The organism is Pseudoalteromonas sp. RWi3 (genome assembly GCF_054960735.1).
Genome location: NZ_JBHNYL010000001.1, coordinates 796,968 through 818,219, shown reverse-complemented (window position 1 = coordinate 818,219; position 21,252 = coordinate 796,968). Strand labels below are relative to the sequence as shown.

The 21,252-nt window shown below is 37.3% G+C and carries 19 protein-coding genes; 11 read left to right on the top strand and 8 right to left on the bottom strand.

The window, feature by feature from the left end; translation table 11 throughout:
* Positions 1 to 123 precede the first annotated feature (123 nt).
* From flgJ to ACFI4Z_RS03485, 11 genes are all read left to right on the top strand, one after another.
* Positions 124 to 1,092 (top strand): flagellar assembly peptidoglycan hydrolase FlgJ, encoded by a 969-nt coding sequence (gene flgJ, locus ACFI4Z_RS03535; protein WP_099296779.1) that lies wholly within the window; start codon positions 124 to 126, stop codon positions 1,090 to 1,092.
* Between the two features lies 1 nt (position 1,093).
* On the top strand, positions 1,094 to 3,100 hold the full coding sequence (flgK, locus tag ACFI4Z_RS03530; RefSeq protein ID WP_462669338.1) for a flagellar hook-associated protein FlgK: 2,007 nt from the start codon (positions 1,094 to 1,096) through the stop codon (positions 3,098 to 3,100).
* Between the two features lie 2 nt (positions 3,101 to 3,102).
* The gene (flgL, locus tag ACFI4Z_RS03525; protein WP_462669337.1) at positions 3,103 to 4,335 is read left to right on the top strand and encodes a flagellar hook-associated protein FlgL; all 1,233 of its coding nucleotides are present in this window, start codon (positions 3,103 to 3,105) and stop codon (positions 4,333 to 4,335) included.
* 347 nt (positions 4,336 to 4,682) lie between these two features.
* On the top strand, positions 4,683 to 5,645 hold the full coding sequence (locus ACFI4Z_RS03520; protein WP_462669336.1) for a flagellin N-terminal helical domain-containing protein: 963 nt from the start codon (positions 4,683 to 4,685) through the stop codon (positions 5,643 to 5,645).
* 421 nt (positions 5,646 to 6,066) lie between these two features.
* Positions 6,067 to 7,035: a flagellin N-terminal helical domain-containing protein gene (locus ACFI4Z_RS03515; RefSeq protein ID WP_462669335.1), complete on the top strand. Its 969-nt coding sequence runs from the start codon at positions 6,067 to 6,069 to the stop codon at positions 7,033 to 7,035.
* 163 nt (positions 7,036 to 7,198) lie between these two features.
* The gene (locus tag ACFI4Z_RS03510; RefSeq protein WP_462669334.1) at positions 7,199 to 8,161 is read left to right on the top strand and encodes a flagellin N-terminal helical domain-containing protein; all 963 of its coding nucleotides are present in this window, start codon (positions 7,199 to 7,201) and stop codon (positions 8,159 to 8,161) included.
* 77 nt (positions 8,162 to 8,238) lie between these two features.
* A complete protein-coding gene (locus ACFI4Z_RS03505; RefSeq protein WP_462669333.1) occupies positions 8,239 to 8,673 on the top strand; it encodes a flagellar protein FlaG in 435 nt (144 codons plus the stop codon).
* A 31-nt stretch (positions 8,674 to 8,704) separates the two neighbouring features.
* Positions 8,705 to 10,111 (top strand): flagellar filament capping protein FliD, encoded by a 1,407-nt coding sequence (fliD, locus tag ACFI4Z_RS03500; protein WP_462669332.1) that lies wholly within the window; start codon positions 8,705 to 8,707, stop codon positions 10,109 to 10,111.
* 27 nt (positions 10,112 to 10,138) lie between these two features.
* On the top strand, positions 10,139 to 10,567 hold the full coding sequence (gene fliS / locus ACFI4Z_RS03495) for a flagellar export chaperone FliS (RefSeq protein WP_462669331.1): 429 nt from the start codon (positions 10,139 to 10,141) through the stop codon (positions 10,565 to 10,567).
* Entirely contained in the window at positions 10,557 to 10,871 is a 315-nt protein-coding gene (locus ACFI4Z_RS03490; RefSeq protein WP_462669330.1) for a hypothetical protein, read from the top strand. Before fliS ends, ACFI4Z_RS03490 begins: the two co-directional genes overlap by 11 nt.
* On the top strand, positions 10,864 to 12,942 hold the full coding sequence (locus tag ACFI4Z_RS03485; RefSeq protein WP_462669329.1) for a motility associated factor glycosyltransferase family protein: 2,079 nt from the start codon (positions 10,864 to 10,866) through the stop codon (positions 12,940 to 12,942). The genes ACFI4Z_RS03490 and ACFI4Z_RS03485 overlap by 8 nt, the downstream gene beginning before the upstream one ends.
* Before the next feature lie 19 nt (positions 12,943 to 12,961).
* Here the strand turns inward: ACFI4Z_RS03485 and ACFI4Z_RS03480 are convergent, their stop codons facing one another.
* From ACFI4Z_RS03480 to ACFI4Z_RS03445, 8 genes are read right to left on the bottom strand one after another with little or no spacing between them, the layout of a single operon-like run.
* The gene (locus ACFI4Z_RS03480; protein WP_462669328.1) at positions 12,962 to 14,038 is read right to left on the bottom strand and encodes a DegT/DnrJ/EryC1/StrS family aminotransferase; all 1,077 of its coding nucleotides are present in this window, start codon (positions 14,036 to 14,038) and stop codon (positions 12,962 to 12,964) included.
* Positions 14,039 to 14,047: 9 nt separating this feature from the next.
* Positions 14,048 to 14,911 carry a glucose-1-phosphate thymidylyltransferase RfbA gene (gene rfbA / locus ACFI4Z_RS03475; RefSeq protein WP_462669327.1) on the bottom strand — a complete coding sequence of 288 codons (864 nt, stop codon included), beginning with the start codon at positions 14,909 to 14,911 and terminating at the stop codon, positions 14,048 to 14,050.
* Positions 14,912 to 14,915: 4 nt separating this feature from the next.
* Entirely contained in the window at positions 14,916 to 15,992 is a 1,077-nt protein-coding gene (gene rfbB, locus ACFI4Z_RS03470) for a dTDP-glucose 4,6-dehydratase (RefSeq protein ID WP_462669326.1), read from the bottom strand.
* A gap of 54 nt (positions 15,993 to 16,046) precedes the next feature.
* Entirely contained in the window at positions 16,047 to 17,009 is a 963-nt protein-coding gene (locus ACFI4Z_RS03465) for a glycosyltransferase (protein WP_462669325.1), read from the bottom strand.
* On the bottom strand, positions 17,009 to 17,752 hold the full coding sequence (locus ACFI4Z_RS03460) for a phosphocholine cytidylyltransferase family protein (RefSeq protein ID WP_462669324.1): 744 nt from the start codon (positions 17,750 to 17,752) through the stop codon (positions 17,009 to 17,011). The genes ACFI4Z_RS03465 and ACFI4Z_RS03460 overlap by 1 nt, the downstream gene beginning before the upstream one ends.
* On the bottom strand, positions 17,752 to 18,348 hold the full coding sequence (locus ACFI4Z_RS03455) for a gamma-glutamyl-gamma-aminobutyrate hydrolase family protein (RefSeq protein ID WP_462669323.1): 597 nt from the start codon (positions 18,346 to 18,348) through the stop codon (positions 17,752 to 17,754). The genes ACFI4Z_RS03460 and ACFI4Z_RS03455 overlap by 1 nt, the downstream gene beginning before the upstream one ends.
* Positions 18,345 to 20,666, bottom strand: coding sequence for a PEP-utilizing enzyme (locus tag ACFI4Z_RS03450; protein WP_462669322.1), 2,322 nt, complete (start codon positions 20,664 to 20,666; stop codon positions 18,345 to 18,347). The genes ACFI4Z_RS03455 and ACFI4Z_RS03450 overlap by 4 nt, the downstream gene beginning before the upstream one ends.
* On the bottom strand, positions 20,647 to 21,171 hold the full coding sequence (locus tag ACFI4Z_RS03445; protein ID WP_462669321.1) for an adenylyl-sulfate kinase: 525 nt from the start codon (positions 21,169 to 21,171) through the stop codon (positions 20,647 to 20,649). The genes ACFI4Z_RS03450 and ACFI4Z_RS03445 overlap by 20 nt, the downstream gene beginning before the upstream one ends.
* Positions 21,172 to 21,252 lie beyond the last annotated feature (81 nt).

Here is a 21,252-nt window from a genome sequence, read left to right as displayed (position 1 = left end):
ACTAAGGGAGTGCCGTGCTCTATCAGTCTGAGTTTTTAGACTCCTCAACTTCCCACACTTTCTTAGCTTTGGCGCAAATATTGCATTGTTAATATCATTATTAATTATTGTGTCAAAAAGCTGATGGATACTAATCACCTCGATAAGCAAAACTTTTTTGATTTAGGGAACTTAGACTCATTACGTCAAAGTGCCTTAAAAAGTGATGCCTCTAGTGACACTTCCAAAGATGCGCTAAAACAAGCCGCTGCACAGTTTGAATCTATTTTTACGCAGATGCTGCTTAAAAGTATGCGTAAAGCCAATGATGCGTTCGAGGATAAAAACAGCCCGTTTAATTCAAGTGGCGTAAAGTTTTTTGAAGAAATGCATGATCAACAACTCTCTGTTGAGTTGTCTTCAAATGGTTCTTTAGGTCTTGCTGATTTAATAGTTCAGCAGCTTTCTCCTGATGGGAAAAAGTTCACCCCAGGCTCGGTACTTCGCTCGGTTGATAATTTTACTAGCGATAAACGTGCATCAGGTGTTTCGAATGATTCACTGACAAACAAAAATGATATCGCAACGAATGCATCTGATAAAAACGAAGGGGCGTTTGATGATGCAGAGTCATTTATTAGCACCGTGTGGGAGCATGCAAAATCAGCAGCTGAAAAAATAGGATTAAATCCTGCCGTAATGGTTGCGCAGGCTGCACTTGAGACTGGTTGGGGTAAGCATATTATTAACAAAGCGGATGGCAGTAGCAGTAACAATCTGTTCAATATTAAGTCAGATCGCAGCTGGGATGGTGCCAAAGCTAGCAAAGTCACGCTTGAATTTGAACAAGGTATGCCAGTAAAAAAACAAGCAAGCTTTAGGGCTTACGACTCAATTAAAGACAGTGTGAATGATTTTGTCGATTTTTTAAATGAAAATCCACGCTATCAAGAAGCACTCGACAATACAGCAAAACCTGCTGCCTTTTTAGATTCCTTACAAAAAGCAGGCTATGCAACTGATCCCAATTACGCTGATAAAATTAAGCAGGTTCTCAACAGATCTGATCTTAAATCACTGGCAGCTACATTGGTTCGCCAAGGAGTAAACTAACATGTCGTTTAATTTATTAAACATTGCTAATTCAGGTGTTCGAGCAAATTCTGAATTGCTACAAACGACCAGTAAAAACATTGCTAATGTAAATACCAAAGGCTATGTAAGAGAAAGTACAGAGCATATGACCATGGTCGACAATCAAGTTGGCCGTGGTGAAACATTTAGACTTTTAAATGAGTTTGCCCAAAAACAACTTAACCGTGATACATCAAACAAAGCGTTCTTCGACCAATTTGTCACTGAAGCAAGTCGTGTAGATACGTTATTTTCTGAAGAGTCTAACAGCCTCTCTACAAGTATTAACTCGCTTTTTAATAATGTACAAGAAAGCCTTAATCAGCCTTCCTCTAGCGTTGCCCGGTCATTGGTGATGACGGATGCTGAAAACCTTATCGAGCAGATGGACCGCTTGTCAGGTATTGTTTTTGACCAAAAAAATGTTGTTAATGAACAGCTTGAAATATTCTCAGATGAAGCGAATACATTGATCCAAAATGTAAGTGCATTGAATAAGCAAATTGCAGCAGTACACGGTACACGCAGTGAAAGTAGTTCTAGCACACTTTACAACCAACGCGACTTAGCTATTCGAGAACTATCAGAGCTTGTAGATATTGAAACGCTTGATGGCCAAAATGGTGAAAAGCTTTTATTTATGGGCACAGGCGAATCACTTGTTATGCAAGAGGGTACATTTAACCTGTTTTCTATGACGGGAGACCCTGATCCTGACTTTAAAGAGCTGCGGCTTGATGTGAATGGTGGCAAAGCTGTGCCGCTTGAAATTGATGCGGACGCGATTAAAGGAAAAATTGGTGGTTTATTGGCCTTTCGTGATGACATACTCGTGCCAGCGCAAAACCAACTTGGCCAAATGGGGCTGGCGATTGCTGATGCATTTAATGAGCAAAATAAGTTAGGTATGGATGGAGATGGCGAACTTGGCGGAGACATTTTTACCGTACCTAAAGTTGATGCCTTTGCGTACCAAGCTAATACATCTACATCAACCATGACCGGTACTGTTGAACCTGGCAAAGGGAGTGAATTACCAGCAAGTGACTTCATTATTACTTACACTGCCGCTAACACGGTTGAAATACAAGCTATAGATAATAAAGGTGAGGCTTTAGGCAGTCCATCAACAGCGAATATTGTTGGTGGTGTGGTTGATTCCACAACCAATCCCGGTATTGAATTATATGGTTTACAAATAGAGGTGGCAGGTGGAGCGGCTAATGTGGGGGATCAATTTCAACTGAAGCTTAACTCACAAGCTGCGTCAACATTAGAGCTCGCCACAGATAGACCAAATGCACTGGCACTTGCCTCACCAGTCAGAACTGCAGATGATATCAACAACACAGGCAGTGCCAACATATCACCAGGTACAGTCACCAGTGTTACATCAGGTGGCTTTACGGCAACACCGCCGGCACTTGCAAATGGTGATATTAGCTTGGTGAAAACTGCAAATGCGAATGAATATACTGTAACGGATGGCAATGGTTCTACTACGTTTACAATTACGCCGCCGGCAGAAAATATGCTGGCGCAAGCCGGTGCGCCCTATGATTCATATGGTTTCGATTTTAATATTGACGGTGTGCCTGCGGTAGGGGATACCTTTACACTAGAATTTAACGAAGGTGGCTTTGATGATAACCGTAACGGACTGAAGCTCGCTGGATTACAGGGGGACGAATTAGTTCGTCAAAATGTTGTCACTTCAGCAACCGCTGATAACTTAAAAACGTTTAATGAAGCGTATGCAGGCTTAGTAACAGATATTGGAGTGGTGACTAATCAAGCCATAACAAATGGCGCTGCGTTTGATGCGTTAGCTCAGCAGTCAGAAGCGTGGTACGAATCGTTATCGGGTGTAAACCTAGATGAAGAAGCCGCGAACCTATTACGTTTTCAACAATCTTACGCAGCTTCAGCGCAAGTATTATCAACGGCCCGAACAATTTTTGACACACTACTTAGTGCTGCGAGGTAATTATGCGTTTATCCAATAATTTAATGTTCCAAAATAGTATAAACAATATTTTGGACAACCAACAAAATGTAAACAAAGCACAGCAGCAAGTAAATACACAAAAACGTGTGCTGTCAGCTTCTGATGACCCTGCTGCTACAGCAAGAGCATTACTCTACACTGACCGTATTCAAGCGAATGAGCAATATGGTAAAAATATTACTATGTTAACCAGCCGACTTACTACGCAAGAAAGTGTACTTGATAACATAAAAGGCTCTTTGGAAAAGGCTCACACGCTAACAATTCAAGCGGGTAATGGTGCGTATTCGGATATTGACCGTGAAGGTATTGCAGAGGAGATAAAGGCAATACAAAGTGGCGTGTTGGATTTGATGAATGCAAAAACGGAAGACGGAAAATATATTTTTTCCGGTTATCAAGACAATACACAAACATATTCATTTAATACATCAAACGGAAAGTATGAATATGGTGGTGACCAAGGTCAGCATAAAATTAAGGTTGCCGCAGGGGTTGATATTAAATCCAGCGATAACGGTTTTGATGTGTTTGAAAATGTTGACGCACGATTAAATGTTGCATCAAATGATGGTGTAGTTTCAGGTGGTATAACAAGTGCGAAGGTATATGTGAGTGAACAGGGAGTATTTGATTCATTTCACAAAGCTAATTACAACGCAGACCCAAGTGCGGCAGCAGGTGCTAATACTTTTAATGTTATAACGACTGCTGGTACACCAAATACCTATCAAGTCGAGCAAGGAGGCACTGTAATTGAAACCGGTAATTTTGAAGGTTCTCAAATTAAGTTTGCAGGGATGGAAATTGATATTAGTCCTACCGCTACAGGTCAAGTCGATTTTACCCTTGAAGCACCGCAAAAAGAGAATATATTAAATACCCTAACAGACCTCATTGCAGGTTTAACTGATCCTACACTCAGTCAGCAAGACTATGAACAAGTATTAGCTGATGCCATGACGCAGTTAGACAATGGTAAGAATAAGGTCTCTTTGACACAAGCCGGTTTAGGTGGGCGATTAAATACAGCTGAGAAAATAACACAATCAAATAGTGACCTTGATGTTAATAATAAAGCATCTCGTGCTGATTTAGTTGAGCTGGATATGGCTGAAGCGATAACTGAACTGACAAAACAAGAAACATCTTTGCAAGCATCACAGGCAACCTTTGGCCGACTTGCTAACCTTTCTTTATTTGATTATCTATAATTACCTCAGAGTAAGGCAAAAGCTTGCCTTACTCCGTTTTTTCCTACCATTTAAATTCTTACCCTATTGATTAATAATATTTTAATGCTAAGGCAGATTAAGTTTCTACCTGACAATTTTACTAGGTTAAGATTTTATAGTTCAGGAAAATGACTAAATTAAAAAATAATAAAGTGCACTATATTCAGTTGGTTACATGTTTTAGCAAAAAAAATTAAAAAAAAGCTAAAGGATCTTTCGAGTAGACCGATAACTTAATTAACCAAGCAAAGCGTTGTAAACAACAACCACTGCTTAATTTGAGTAAGTTTGAGAGTAAATGATAAGTTTACTTCGGGAGAGACATCATGGCTTTATATGTAAACACAAATGTTAGCGCGTTAAACGCACAAAGACAATTAAATAACTCTGGCAACGCACTAGATACTTCATTCCAACGTTTATCGTCAGGTTTTCGTATTAACAGTGCTGCTGATGATGCCGCTGGTCTACAAATCTCAGACCGTTTAACATCACAAATTAACGGTTTAAACCAAGGTAACCGTAATGCGAATGACGGTATCTCTTTAGCTCAAACAGCTGAAGGTGCGCTTGATGAAGTAACCTCAATGTTTCAACGTATTCGTACTTTGTCACAACAAGCATCTAACGGTTCAAATACTGATGAAGATCGCTTAGCAATTCAAGAAGAGATTCGTTCTTTATCGTCAGAAGTTAACCGTGTTGCAGAAGATACCACTTTCGGTGGGCAAAATTTATTAGATGGTACTTACTCTGCTAACTTCCAAGTAGGTGCTGATGCAGTTCAGAATATTAGCTTTAGTATGCAAGATGTGGGTGGCACTGCTAACTCTATCGCAGCAAATGGCGGCTTTACCATGTCAGGAATTGCAGGTGTTGCAAGTGCTGTTACAGGTGCAAGTTTAAGTGCAACATCAGGTACAATTAGTACGCAGGTTGGTGCTTCAGCTGACAATACATCTTTCGCAGATGTATTTACAGCTGGTGGTATTAGCGTATCTTCACAAGCGAACGCCCAAGCAGTTATGGCTGGTATGGACTCATTAATCGCTGTTGTAGATAAAAAACGTGCTGAACTAGGTGCTGTACAAAACCGCTTCCAGTCTACAATTCGTAACCAATCGAATATATCTGAAAACTTAAGCGCTGCGAAATCACGTATTAAAGATACTGACTTTGCCCAAGAAACGGCTAACTTAACTAAGATGCAGATTCTACAACAGGCAAGCCAAACAATCCTTAGTCAGGCTAATCAGCGTCCACAGGCTGCATTAAGTCTTCTAGGTTAATAATTAGTTTTAATGAGTAAAGATGAGTCAATTTATTGACTTAAAATAAAAAGCGCCTTTGTCTAATGGGGTATTAACAAAGGCGCTATAGAAGGATTGTAAAGCGGAGGCGCTAAAAATCCATTCGAATCGTTCTAACATTTGTAGAACATGAAATACAAAGCATGAATTATGCCATATTTCTTGCTTTGTTAACCCACTCTCAAACTTATCTTCCAAAGGCCCCTTTCAGGGGCCTTTTCTCTTTTCAGAAAATATTGGCCTGAACTTTGCTGTTACCTTAGTAAGTTTATTAACTAACCTGCAAAGTGGCAGTTTTTTGCCTCGGCAACATTAAGGTTTGCCTCTGTGACGAGTCACTTTGTCAAAAATCACCTAAACCAAGGTGACTTAACTTTGAAAGATAAGAAGAGAGTTTATTATGGCTTTATTTGTAAATACTAATGTAAGTGCTTTAAATGCACAGAGACAGTTAGAAAGAACGGGTAATGATCTTGATACTTCATTTAAAAGGTTGTCATCAGGTCTTCGAATTAATAGTGCTGCTGATGATGCTGCTGGTCTACAAATTTCCGATCGCTTACAGTCACAAATATTAGGTTTGAACCAGGGCAATCGTAACGCTAATGATGGTATTTCATTAGCGCAAACGGCTGAAGGGGCTATGGATGAAATAACCTCGACATTTCAGCGTATTAGAACCCTTGCACAGCAGGCCGCCAATGGTTCAAACACTGATGAAGATAGGTTAGCAATTCAAGAAGAGATTCGTCAGTTATCTGATGAAGTTAATCGTATAGCAACAGATACTACATTTGGTGGCCAGAACTTACTTGACGGTAGTTACTCAGCCAGTTTTCAGGTTGGTGCTGATGCAGTTCAAACGATTGGCTTTAGCATGCAGGATGTAGGTGGAACTGCTAATTCACTGATTGCGAATGGTGGATTTACAATCTCTGGCGTTGCAGGGGTTGCATCTGCTGTAGGCGGCAGCTCAATGTCTACTCTTGCTGCTGGCGTAAGTGCAATAGACGGTACTACAGCTGCGGCGACTCTTGATTTCTCTTCTGTTTTCACTGCGGCGGGAATTAGCGTATCTTCGCAGGTAAATGCACAGGCAGTGTTTGCTGGCATGGACTCGTTAATTGCAGTGGTAGATAAAAAGCGTGCTGAGCTAGGTGCGGTCCAAAACCGTTTTCAGTCAACAATACGAAATCAGGCGAACATTTCTGAAAACTTAGCTTCTGCAAAATCACGAATTAAAGATGCTGATTTTGCGGCTGAAACTGCTAATTTAACAAAAAACCAAATTTTACAACAAGCGAGCCAAACTATATTAGGTCAAGCAAATCAAAGGCCTCAAGCTGCTCTAAGTTTGCTACAAGGTTAAAGTTAAGTAATATTTAAAAACTTTTTACAAATAAAGCTAAAGCTTTCTTTTTATTGGACGATAACAGAATTAGAGAACTATAAATAAGGGCTCTAATTTGGAATAGTAACAGGGTAGGGGTATCCCGTTATTATTTTACTCAAATGATAAAGCGGAGGCTATTATGGCTTTATATGTAAATACTAATGTGAGTTCATTGAACGCACAACGCCAGTTAATGAAATCTGGCAACCAGCTCGATACATCTTTTCAACGCCTATCATCAGGCTTTCGCATTAACAGTGCAAAAGATGATGCTGCAGGTATGCAAATCTCTAACCGTTTAACTAGCCAAATAAATGGTTTGAACCAAGGTAACCGAAATGCTAACGACGGTATTTCACTAGCACAAACTGCGGAAGGCGCATTAGATGAAACAACATCAATGTTTCAACGTGTGCGTACACTTGCGCAACAAGCATCTAATGGCTCAAATACTGATGAAGACCGTTTAGCAATCCAAGAAGAGATTCGCTCGTTATCTGAAGAAGTTAATCGTGTTGCTGCGGATACCACTTTTGGTGGTCAAAACTTACTTGATGGTAGCTTCTCGGCGAACTTTCAAGTTGGTGCTGATGCAGTACAGAATATTAGCTTCAGTATGCAGGATGTTGGTGGCACTGCGAATTCAATTACTGCTGCAGGTGGTTTCACAATGTCTGGTATCGCCAGCGTTGCAAGCGCTGTAACAGGCGCTAGTTTAAGCGCTACTGCGGGAACAATTAGTTCTCAAGTAGGTGCTTCTGCCGATAATACTTCATTTGCTGATGTTTTCACTGCGACAGGTATTAGTGTATCTTCACAAGCAAATGCACAAGCTGTTATGGCTGGTATGGATGCTATGATTGCTGTGGTTGATAAAAAACGAGCGGAATTAGGTGCGGTACAAAATCGTTTTCAATCAACTATACGTAATCAGTCAAATATCTCTGAGAACTTAAGCGCTGCTAAATCGCGAATCAAAGATACTGATTTCGCTTCTGAAACAGCTAATTTGACAAAATCGCAAATATTACAGCAAGCGAGCCAATCTATTCTAAGTCAAGCAAATCAGCGTCCTCAGGTAGCTTTATCGCTACTAGGCTAGTTGGTCATATAAGTCATTATTGAGCATTAAGTTCGATAATGACTTATACTTTGTTTGTAATTTGAAGGAGAGCGGCTATGGCTGATGTAAGTGCAATTATTAAATCTAGTGAGAGTAAACCGTCAAACTCAACTCTGTTAAATCAAAATGCGGAGAACGAAGCTACTAGTAAAGCTAATGCTAGTGAAGCTGGCCCTAAACTTGCTAATAGAGAGCCTGTATTTATTGATGATAGTCAAAAGCTTGATTCTGAAGGTGAAAGAAAAGCACTCATTGATGAAGTAAAAGAAAATTTAGAGAAGTTAAATAAATATATTCCTGTTGCTTCTACAAATTTAAAGTTTGAATTCGATGAAGATGGTGATCCACCAATTATCAAAGTTTTTGATAAAAAAAGTGAAGAGGTCATACGCGAGATTCCAACAGAAGAGTTTCGTGAAGTGGCTAAAGCTTTAGAAGAGTTTGCCGATAAACTAACTAACAAGGGTTTGATACTAAATCAAACTGCTTAACATTTTTGGTACATCGAAGTAGGAGACAATTATGCCACTAATAACATCCGCAGGTATTGGATCCGGATTAGACCTCGAAAGCATCATCCAGGCATCAGTGGATGCTGAAAACGTGCCAAAAATGAATGCCTTTGTAAAAAAAGAAGAGTCTCTAAAAGTTGAGCTTTCAGCTGTTGGAGAAATTAAAGGCGCTCTTTCTAAATTACAAGACACGATTGAAGATCTTGCGGATCCTGATAACTTTAATAAAAGAATCGCTAACATAACCCAACCAACAAGCGATGATGGTGATTTGATTTCCGTATCTCCGACATCAGATATCACTCCAGGTGACTTTAATATAGAAGTTGTCGAGCTTGCACAAGGCAGTCGCGCTGTATCAAATGATGGCTTATTTATTTCGACGGATGATGTTGTTACCGCATCCGGGGGCACTCTTTCGTTTGCTGCCGGTGCAGATAAAAGTTTTGACCTTACCGTTGACGCTGGCGCAACGTTAGCAGAGCTTCGCGATGCTATTAATGACTCAGATGATAACTTTGGCGTCACAGCTAATATAATAAATACGGGTACTGAAGCAAAATTAGTTCTTACATCTTCTGTTAGTGGTACTGGGAATGATCTCGTAATTACTAATGATAATGCCGAACTTGATAATGTATCAACTGTTGCCAATGCTGGTGGTGCTGGAGGTATAGGAATTTCAGCTGAGAACCAAGCGCAAGATGCTGTTATCAAAGTAGATGGTATAGCGATTACTAACGATACGAATACTTTCAAAGATGCAGTTCAAGATATGACTATAACTGCTAAACGTCAAAGCGTTGACGGTGAAACTGCTAAATTAGCGGTAGAATATGACCGAGAAAGTGCAACTAAGCTAATTGATGATTTCATTGCTAATTATAACAATGTGATTGGGCAATTAGGATTTCAGTCTCGGGTTGGTAAGCCTTTAAATAGTGACGCCACAATTCGCTCGCTAAGTGCACAACTTGTAAACACATTGTCTACAAACTTAACTGATGCGGGACCTTTTGAAAGTATATTCGATATAGGTATTGGTGTTAAAAAAGACGGGTATCTTGAAAAATCATCTCTAGTGCGAAGTCTTAATACTGCGATGGATGAGAATTTTGACGATATAGGTAAAGCTTTTGCTGGTGAGGGTGGTTTAGCGAAACAGTTTGAGGCACTTCTAGGCAACTACGTTGACTCTGACGGTATAATGAAGCAGCGTGAGAGTAACCTTAATACTCAAATAAAAGATTTAGAGGATGACGTAATAAATCATGAATTTAGAATGGGCGAACTAGAAGGGCGTCTAAGAAAGCAATATTCTGGATTGGATGTTCTTTTAGCACAAATGCAATCTACTCAAACTTATTTGAGCGCTCAGTTGTCAAGCTTGCCAGGATTTACACGAAACAAGTCATAAATATATTTTGATTTACAAGGGTTTAATATGTATAACGCCAAAGTTAAAAATTATCAAAAAGAAGCACTCAAAACTCGCGTTGCTGGTGCTGATCGTTATGAAATAATTCAGATGTTAATGGCTGGTGCGATTGAAAAAATGGTGATGTCGAAAGTTGCGATCGAAAAAAAACATATGGAAGCAAAAGCCGAGCACTTATCTAAAGCCACTTCGATTATTGAAGCTTTGAGAGGGTGTTTAGATTTTGAGGTGGGTGGTGAAGTCACTGAAAATTTATATGCATTGTATTCCTATATGATTGACCGCTTAGTTGACGCAACCATTAAAAATGATCCGGCAATTGTTGATGAAGTATCCAATCTACTTAAAGAGATAAAGTCTGCGTGGGATGCCATACCACATGATATTCGTGAAAAGACACTTAACGAAAACGGTATAGATGCTAATGTCGGCTAGTAATATTGACAAATTAAACTTAACTTTGTCCAGTATTGAAAAAGAAATTGAACGTGATGAATTAGACGACGCTCAGCATGAGTTGGAATTATTAAACAATCAATTGCAAACACTGTTTAATTCAGGCTTTGAATTTACCTCAATTGAAACTCAATCACTATCAGATTTCAACTCAACTTTCAATGAGTTACTAAAAAAAGTTAATAAGAAAAAATTAGAAGCTGGTAAAAAAATTGGTGTACATTTAAATACCCAGAAGAAGATTAATATATACAAAACATCAAATAGGCTTGTTGATGAATAAAGATGTAGAAATAGTTGAGCAGCTCGATGATTTATCTAAAAAGCTGGATGATTCGGTGCAACAAAATGACCGTGAACAAGTATTTGCTGAAAGTGCCAATCTTCGTTTTGAACTAAACCTCAAGTGCTTTGAAAAGTATTACCCAGAGATCGGTAAAGAAATTAAGAACTACCAAACCAGAGATGACTTTTGTATCCATGTAACAAAGTCAGGCCATGGTAACTTTGTTACCAAAAGTAACAATTCCCCGCTTTACTCAGACGACCCCATAGAACAAGTTACAAAACAAGTAGCTTCGGCAATATCTAAACCAATATTTACACTTACAGAATACGAAAATTATCCTAAAAAAAGTAATGATACCCGTCTTCACATAGAGTATATGATGAAGTTAGGTGAAAAGTTGACTGATATAAAGGAATCTTTAAAACTAGAGCCTATGGGGTCCCTACCTGAGAGGTTCTCTAGTGCAGTAATTTTTGGTATTGGGTTAGGCTACCATCTTCCTTTATTATTCAATAGAACCCAATTTGATTATACCTTCATAATTGAGCCTGATTTTGAACAGTTTTTTGCAAGTTTATTCTGTACTGATTGGTATAAGATTATTGAAAAAATAGATGAACAAGGTGGATGTCTATTTTTGTTTCTGGGGGTGGCGGAGCAAGAATTAGTAACAGATTTAAAAAATATAACTGAAGACATTGGTGCCTTCTCAATTGTTAGAAGTTTCTGTTTTCAGCACTCTCCTATGCCAGAAATAAACTCTTTGATTAATAATTTTTTTACAGAGTATTTTCAGTTTCAATTTGGGCATGGCTTTTACAATGATGCAGTAACGGGACTATCGCATTCATATCATCATTTAAGGAATAATATACCTTTTTATACAGCGAGTAAAAAGCCTGTTAAAGAGCTGAGAGACTTACCTGTATTTGTTATAGGGAATGGTCCTTCACTTGATGAAGCAAAAGAGTTTTTAAAAGAAAACCAAGATAATGCTATTATTTTTGCGTGCGGTACAGCCCTAACATCATTGCTCAAGATGGGAATAACTCCAGATTTTCATATTCTTGTTGAAAGGCCTTACCGAAATTACCAAGCTGTTTTAGATATGGCGAGCAAAGAAGTATATGCAAAACTCAACTTGCTTGCTGTTAATACTGTATACCCAGATACTACAGAACTGTATGCATGGTCAGGGTTAGCAATGAAAGGAAGTGAGGCTGGTACTGATTTTATTAATATTCAACGCTATTTACATCAAAAGCCGAACCTGAAAGCAACCTCTTATTCAAATCCATTAGTAGCAAATACAGGACTCTCATTTGCTTTACACTTAGGCTTTAATGATGTTTATTTGTTTGGGGTTGATAACGGTGCAACTTTAGATGGGAAGCATCATTCGCAGTTTAGTATTTATAATGAAGGCCATAAAAGTAAATACAAATATAAGTCTCGCCGTACTAATGATGGCTATTTAAAAGGCAACCTTGGGAGTAAGGTCGAGACGAATCAACTGTATAGAGTGTCACATCAACAGCTTAAAGATTTAGTGAAATTATTTTCGGCTACGATTTATAATGTAGGGAGTGGTGCTTTTATTGAAGGTTGTATTCCTGTGGAGCCGTCAACGTTATTGTCATTGCCAAGCGTCAAAAAACACTATTTTGTTAACATTATAAAAAGTGAGTTTGATGAAGCCGGACTAGATAGATTGAATGAAAGTGCGCTTAGTATTGATAAGGTAATGTCAGCGTTTGAGCATTTAATTAGTCTTGCGAGTGGACCAGTAGATAATGTTCAAGATGCTGCTGATATATTAAAGCGACAACAACGTTATTTATATGCCTATAGAGGGTCAATATATAGCCATATATTTCATATAATTAAGGGGTCGTTACTTTATTATCATTGTCCGATGATAACTAATTTATTTAAGTACAACAGTACAGAAGACTCTTTGAATGTTTATAGAAGTCTTAATAGTCTATGGGTGTCGTACTTAAAGGATATGAAAAGCCACTGTGAGGCGAATTTATTTGATAAATGTGACTGGGAGTTCTATTAAACATCAAAAAATCTAGGTCTTATTTAGCATTATAAGCGTTAATAGTAAGTTTAATAATTTCGATTATTTTACTTACGTGATTAATGCTTAATGATGGGTATATAGGTAGGCATAATATGCGCTCTGAAATATTATTGGCTATAGGCGTTGTATTGTCATTGTCATTCAAGCAAGGGTGGAAGTATCTGCGAGGGAAAATGCTTTGCTCTTCAAGTGCATTTTTTACTCGCAGTAATAACTTTTCGCTTTTTAATAAAATTGGAGCGTATGAGTAATTATTAGTTGTACATTCTTCTTTTACTTGAAACCTTACAAGCTCTTTTAAGTTGTGATAATACAGCTCCCATATCTTTTTTCTTTTTGAAATTATAGTATTAATATCATCAATAATTGCTAACCCCATGGCAGCTTCAAACTCATTCATTTTAGCATTGGTGCCTGGCCCTTGGATTGTACCGTCAGTCTGAATACCAAAATTAGTTATTTTTCTTATTTTAACTGCTAAGTCATCGTCACTAGTAAAAATTGCCCCGCCTTCAATTGTATGAAATAGTTTAGTTGCATGTAAGCTCGTTACGGAGATGCTACCAAAATTAAATATAGACTGTTCATTTACTTCTATACCAAAGCAGTGTGCGGCATCGTATATAACAGGAATGTTATAACGTTTAGAAAGTTCAGCAAATTCATGTAGATTACATGGATTGCCGTAAACGTGGACAGGTAAGATAGCTGCCGTGTTTGGGGTTATTTTTTCCTCAACTAATGCTGCATTTAAATTCAATGTGCGAGGGCAGATATCTGAAAATACAGGTTGCCTTCCAGTGAATTCAATTGCTTGGGTTGTTGCTGCAAATGAGAAAGGCGAAGTAATTATTTCACCTGTGCCTGCAACAGCGTGAATTGCAACTTCTAGAGCAGAAGTACCACTAGAGACTAATATGACATTTTTGCAGCCTAACAGTGTAGAAATTTTTTGCTCCAACTCTTGTACTAATGGACCATTATTAGTTAACCAATTGGATTCATAAATACGGTCAATATACTTATCTAGAATAGCTCTATCTGGCAAGACAGGTTTTTGGACATGAATCATATTGATACCTTATTTCTTAAAAAGCTCAGAGAGATAATATTTATAACTTTCAGGTAGGTGTAAACTATTTTTGAGTATATCATGCGGTTTTAACCAGTTATTTCGCCAAGAAATCTCCTCTAAACAAGCAACTTTAAAACCTTGCATTTTTTCTACAGTTGCAACAAATTGAGAGGCTTGCAATAAACTGTCATGAGTGCCTGTATCTAGCCATGTAAAACCACGGCCTAAAATTTCAACTGTAAGTTTACCTTTTTCTAGGTAAGCTTGGTTGATTGATGTTATTTCTAACTCTCCACGAGATGAAGGTGTTACACTTTTTGCAATTTCTACAACTGAATTTGGGTAAAAATATAAGCCTGTTACAGCATAGTTTGATAGCGTATTTTTAGGTTTTTCTATAATAGAAATAGCTTTATAGTCCTTATCAAATTCAACTACACCAAATCGAGATGGATCATTAACTTGGTATGCAAACACTGTAGCTTGTTGCTTATTCTCAAGGGCTCTTGCAAGCTTAGGGCTTAATCCTTGCCCCCAAAAAACATTGTCTCCTAAAATAAGGGCTACATTATCATTTCCTATAAAATCAGCTCCTATTATAAAAGCTTCAGCAACACCTGCTGGTTTATTTTGTATTTCGTATTGAATAGAAATACCATACTGGTTGCCATCACCTAATAGTCGCTGAAATAAAGGAAGATCATTCACCGTTGTTATGATGAGAATATCCCTAATCTTTGCAAGCATTAATACTGAAAGGGGGTAATAAATCATAGGCTTATCATATATAGGGATTAGTTGCTTAGATACTGCAAGTGTGCTTGGAAACAACCGCGAACCTGTACCTCCAGCAAGGATTATTCCTTTCATAATATTAATCTTCTTTTTTTAAATGATGATTAAGTAGTTGAGAGTTGTTAGATAGTGAACTTTCAATCCACTTTTGATTCTCTAAATACCATATAACTGTTTTACGCAACCCTGTTTCAAATGTTTCTTTAGGCTGCCATTCTAACTCGTTTTGTAACTTACTAGCATCTACAGCATAGCGCATATCATGTCCTTTACGGTCTTCCACAAAACAAATTTGTTCTTTATATGGTTTTTCTTTTGGCCTTAATTCATCTAGAATGTTGCATATGTTTTTTACCACTTCAATATTTTTCATTTCGTTATGGCCGCTAATATTATATGTACTTCCAACCTTGCCCTTAGTAACTATTAGCATTAGGGCCTCTGCATGATCTTCTACATAGAGCCAATCTCGAATTTGATTACCTTTACCGTATACGGGGATGCTTTTTTCGCTGATTGCATTCAGAATAGTGAGCGGTATTAATTTTTCTGGAAAGTGGAATGGACCATAATTATTTGAGCAATTGGTTACTATGGTTGGTAAACCATATGTCTTCGCCCATGCTCTTACTAAATGGTCTGCACTTGCTTTACTTGCTGAGTAGGGACTGCTTGGTTTGTAAGAAGTTTGTTCTGTGAATAACGGTAATTCTCCTGTGTTTTCATCTGGATGAGGTAAATCCCCATAGACTTCGTCAGTAGAAATATGATGAAACTTGAAAAGTGCTTGTTTTTTTTGTGGAAGCTTTGACCAATATGTTAAGGATTGATCTAACAAGATATATGTCCCAACAATATTAGTATTAATAAAGTTTGCGGGTTCTGATATTGATCTATCTACATGGCTTTCTGCTGCAAGGTGCATAATTATATCAGGCTGATGTTTTTCGAATACAGTCTCAATATCTTGAGCATTGCAAATGTCTACGTGTTCAAATGTATAGCGTTTATTATTCTCGACACTTCTCAATGACGCCAAGTTACCAGCATAAGTTAACTTATCAATATTTACTACAGAGTGGCAGGTGCTATTTATTATAAATCGAATTACGGCAGAGCCAATAAAACCAGCACCACCAGTTACTAAAATTTTCATATAAAATGCCTAAGGTACTTCAACAGTTTAAAAGAGAGTTATAAAGTGCATCTATCATTTAAAGTTAGCTGAGTTAATATATTCAATAGCTTCACTTACAGACTGTTTTGCTAGTAGATATATGCTTTCATGGCGTTCATCAAAAAAGCTATAGCCGCTAGATGATTTATTGATTAAATTTGAGAATAGTTTCTTTTCATTTTTCTTGGCAAAGTAAATTGATGCTGCAAAGTAAAAATGCATTTTTCCTTTTTGAATAACTAACTCAGAACATCCTAAACTTTTCGCGAAATCGCACGCGGATAATATGTCATTTAAACTATCCAAACGTTTTTGATTTGATTTAGCTATTTGCCCTGTGTAACTTTGTTCATGTTGTCTATAAGCGCCTAATGTTTGGTTTACCCTACCGAAGCTTCCTTTAGATGCGGTATGTATGTGGTAATAAAAATCTTGGATGTAGTTTAAGTTTTTTGGTAGCAAGTTTTCTTTGAATGCAGAGGTAATAAACATCTGACTTGAGGCTACTAAGAACGTACCATATTGAACTAGATGTTCCATTCCGGCTTTATCAGGAATATATTGTTGATTGTAAAACCTCTCAAAGTAGCTTTCGCCTAAATTTTTTGAGTCTTTATCAATCATTGCCATATCATGATAGCAACAGCTGCAATCTGGATTGTTTTCAAGATAATCATATTGAATTTGTAATTTATTGGCATATGCAACATCATCGCCATCTAAAAAGGCTATATATTTTCCTTTTGCTAATTTACAAGCCAACTGCTTTGTCGCATCAGATCCTTTGTTTGTCTGTTGTTGTATAAATTTAACCTTCGGGTTGTTGCTTATAAGTGAATGTATGATATTGGCTGAATTATCAGTTGATGCATCATCAACAATGATCACTTCGAAAGTGAAATCAGTGCGCTGAGATAATATACTTGTAATACACTCACGGATATAGTTTTCAAAGTTATAGCAACTTATTGCAACAGAAACAGCAACATCGTCCATTATGATTGCTCCCAATCAAACAATTCAGTTTGTTGGTTTGCAACTTCCAAGTCAGTTAGAGAGTCAATTTCAAACCAATTATGACGGACTTTGTGTGCTATAACAGGAATACCTGTTTCAATTAAAGCTTGAAGTAGACTTGTCATATCAAATTTGGCTATTTCTGATTCATCAAATTTAGCTAAGTATGATGATATGCTTTCCCAACCCTTTGGTGTAATTTTAATTAAACCTAAAAACTGGCCTTCAATATCTAATAATGAGAGTGGTTTTTTTCCAATTTCAGTAATGTGATTCTTCTCAGATAGCTTAAATGTTTCGGCGTCTGTTAGAGGGTTTTCAAAACGTTGCGACCATTGAGACAACCAGTTGCTATCATATGCTACAACAATATCGCCTGATACTTGAGCTAAACTTAGTAGATCGCTTGGGTGATAAACGATATCAGAGTATGAAAGGATAACAGGTTCACTTTGAAAGTAATCATTAGCTTGTAATAATGAGCTGACCATATTTGTACTTTGCCAATTCTTATTGATAAATATCTGCTGAAAAAAATCTGCTATTTTATCGGCATTGTAACCAAGGACTGCTGCTTGAATCGATACACCTGCTAGCTCTTGTGCGTGTTGTTGCCAAAATAGGATTGGCTTATTCTGTACGACAGTCATACATTTGGGCTTTGATTCCGTTTGGTGCTCTAAGCGAGAGCCTCTTCCTGCTGCTAAAGTAAGAATTTTCATTATAGAACCTTAAAAAATAAATTTTTCATTAGGTTTAGATTAAATGTGTGGTCTTTATTAGCTCTTTCGGGGTGCCACATTATCCCAAGCCATTGATGCTGCTTATGTTGCATTGCTTTTACAATACCATCCTTAGCCGAGCTAAGTGTAATATAGTCATTCGCACAATTGTCAAAACCTAAGTTATGGTAACTATTTTGATAGGTCACTTTATTTGCAAACACAATAGGATAATGTTTCGCTACATGGCCATTTATTTGTTTAAGCTTTCCGCCTGCTAACAAGTGCATTGCTTGCATTCCTCTACATACGGCTAATATAGGTAAATGTGTATATTTGGCTAAAATGAATGCTTCTAATTGACTGCGAGGATCAGTGTCAAAATCAAAGGAAAATTCTCCTCCTCCAGATAATATAAATGCATCAGGCTTAACTGTTTCGAGTAATTTTTGTGCACTGGATAAGTGATTTGGCAGAATGTGGATAGAGCAGTCAAGTTCAGCTAATAACTCGAACCACGCATTATCCAAGCTTGTATGTACTTCATCATATTTAGTCTGATTTAGTTGACCAACAACTGCGATTTTTAAACTCATTGTATCGTTCTTAATTGTTCAGTTGAGCAGGATATTTCAATCTTACTGGCCTTGCAAAGCTCCTTAAACCTCTCTTCGCCTATACCAATAACTGCTGGAATGCCCATCTCATTTGCTCTGATAGCCATATGGGAGTTACACCCCCCATATGCAGTGATGAACCCTGCAACACTATGAGAAAAAATCCAGTCATATCCGGGGTCCGCACTTTTTATCATAACTATTTTTCCAGTCAAATCATGCTCAGTCAAATCACCACTGACAACATCTGATAAAATAGTCTTTTGAGTAATATAGTTAGGTTTAAGTTCAGGAGATTTGAAAAAATCAAAGTCACTTAAACTTGTGATTAATGGAGGTAGATGAATTTGCTGAGCAAGTTGGTACTTATTTTTTCCTTCTTTTATTGAGTTGTGTAATAAAGTTGCAAAATCATCAGCGCTAGAATAAGCATTGTAAATAATATTTATATTAGCAAAAGATAATTCTTCTCTAGAATAACCGTATTGGGCACCTAAGCTCGCAAAAATTTCTAAAGCATCACTTAATGATTTTGAAAAGATAAATTTGGCATACTCTCTACCTTCGATCGCTGATCGAATAAAGTGAAATAGAGAATCTACGTTGTGTGATAAGTTATGCTCTTTAATGGCCTCATTTAATAGAACATAGCTTTCTTTATCAATATTAAACTCTTCATGTAGATTTTTGAAGCTACCCGTTGTTGCTGAATTAGAAAAGTACTGCGCATCTTGGCTGTCATAGCGAGGTGATGTAATTTCGTAAGTTCCAGGCCTTAAATGCCCATAATGACTTAAAAAGCTATCTAAAGGCATCCGATTGAAATCATCACTCATCTGGCCGCTTACGGTTGTTAATGAGTTCAAGAATGTATCAACTTGTTTTTGGCTTAAAAGAGACTTATTCACCATAGAATTAAGTAACTGCACAGCAATAAACCCAGCCCTTGCAAGACCTGCAAAAGGTAAGGTACCGTATCGTTTGCAGTCCTCTAAAAGCCAGTATATTTGAGCTTCTTTAGAGCTTATACCGTTTAATATTTTTTTCTGTCTTTCTTTAAGTTTTTCAATTCTGTGTAAATCTTGTATCCAAAGGCCTGATCTTGGATTGATAATTTGATTAGTCAGCGCCAGTAAGTGTTCTTTTAAAGTAGATAATTCTTCATCAGTAAACCCTTTACTCTTCATGTTACTAAGCCTCTCGTGAATATCAAAGGTATAGCAACTTTGGACTATTTCAAACTCGACTTTATCATGGTTATTTGGCTGAGTCTCAAGTTGTTCAATGTAGTGTTCAACTAGTTTATCGCATAAACTAGTTGGCAAGTTTTTAGGTAGAAATGAATTAAAGCTTACTCTAATATCGATGTATGGCAGACCAAAAAAATCAATAAGTAACGGAAAGCTTCGCAGGTTTTTATAACCATAGTTATCTCGTTGATAAGCCCACGTTGAATCTGTAACCAGCTCTTTATAAAGGCTCAGTGAAAGAGGCTTTGGTTTTACGCCAATTATTTCAGCAGGATTCCAATCAGGCATAATACCAAAAATAGATTTTTTCCCATGAATAATTGGAGAGGGGAGTGAAAGGTTAAGAAAATGTTTTTTCGCTTTGTTTAAAACTTCAGAAAACTCATATTTTGGTTCGTAAATAACAGGTGTTAACAACGGCCTCACTTGGAAAAGCCAAACTTGGCCTGTTTTGTCTATAGCATACTCAATATCTAAACTTTCACAGCTGTATTGTTCTTCTAGTTCGCGAGCTAATTTAATAAGGGGATCATAAAAGCACTGCTTATCAAATTTAGAGTTATCTCGCCTGATATAATAAGTGTCTACAGGTTTAGTCCCCGAAGTAACAGCATCGGAATCACCACTTGTATCATCTTCAATTACATAATATGGGGCTCCAGTATCGGCAACTTTTGTAAAAAGGACACCACAGTGTTTAATCTTTGTTAAAGCCGGCTGAATTAACACGACTTCATCATCCATATGCTCAGTAGAGTAGCTAGAGAATACTTGCTTAATTGCTTCAATTAAGTTTTGTTCCTTTTTGACAAATAAGCTTAAAAAGGCACCCGCATTAGATTGATGGTGATTATCTTCTTGAGAACATGAGCTTCTTATTATTAGCTCGTTACCTAAGTGCTCTAGTTTTTTTCGTAGAGCATGTTCTGAAACTCCGTTCAGTTCTTTTGCACTGATGATTTCTAAAGGTAATATTTTTGCATTTAATAGTTTACCTTTTAACTCTTTCAGAGTGTTTGCTTTATTACTAAGTTTTAACTGAGGCATCATCTAATCTAATAAAAATTTCGTGAAGTAATGTTTGAATATTACAATGCAAATCTTGTTCCGTATTGTTATTAATTGCAAGATCAGGCGATTGAGGATATTCAGGGAGCACTTGTTTACCAACGCGCGCTCCTAACGAATCACATTTGTTAGAATATAAACCTTTTTGATCACGATTATGCAATGTATCAAGGCAAGGTTTAATAAATACTTCCAAATAATTAGTGTTGTTGGCTCTATTCCACTGGTGTACTGAATGAAATAATGAAACAGTTGCAACGATTACAGTATGTCCTTGATTATTAAGTAAGCTTGATATTTTAGCATAAGTCATCGCTAATTTTTTTCTCGAAAAAGTATCATATGCTTGATTCCCAAGTGCTTCCCTCAATTCGTCACCATCTAATATGATTGGGTTGATGCCTTGCCTTTGAAGTTGCTGTTGCAATTTGGTGGCAATCGTTGTTTTTCCTGAGCCCGGTAAGCCAGTAATCCAAATCACCATAACGTTTCTTGTCCTAGTAAACATACTTTCATTAAGTCTATTATGAAGTTACCATGTTTGCTGCATTTTAAAAACTATGAT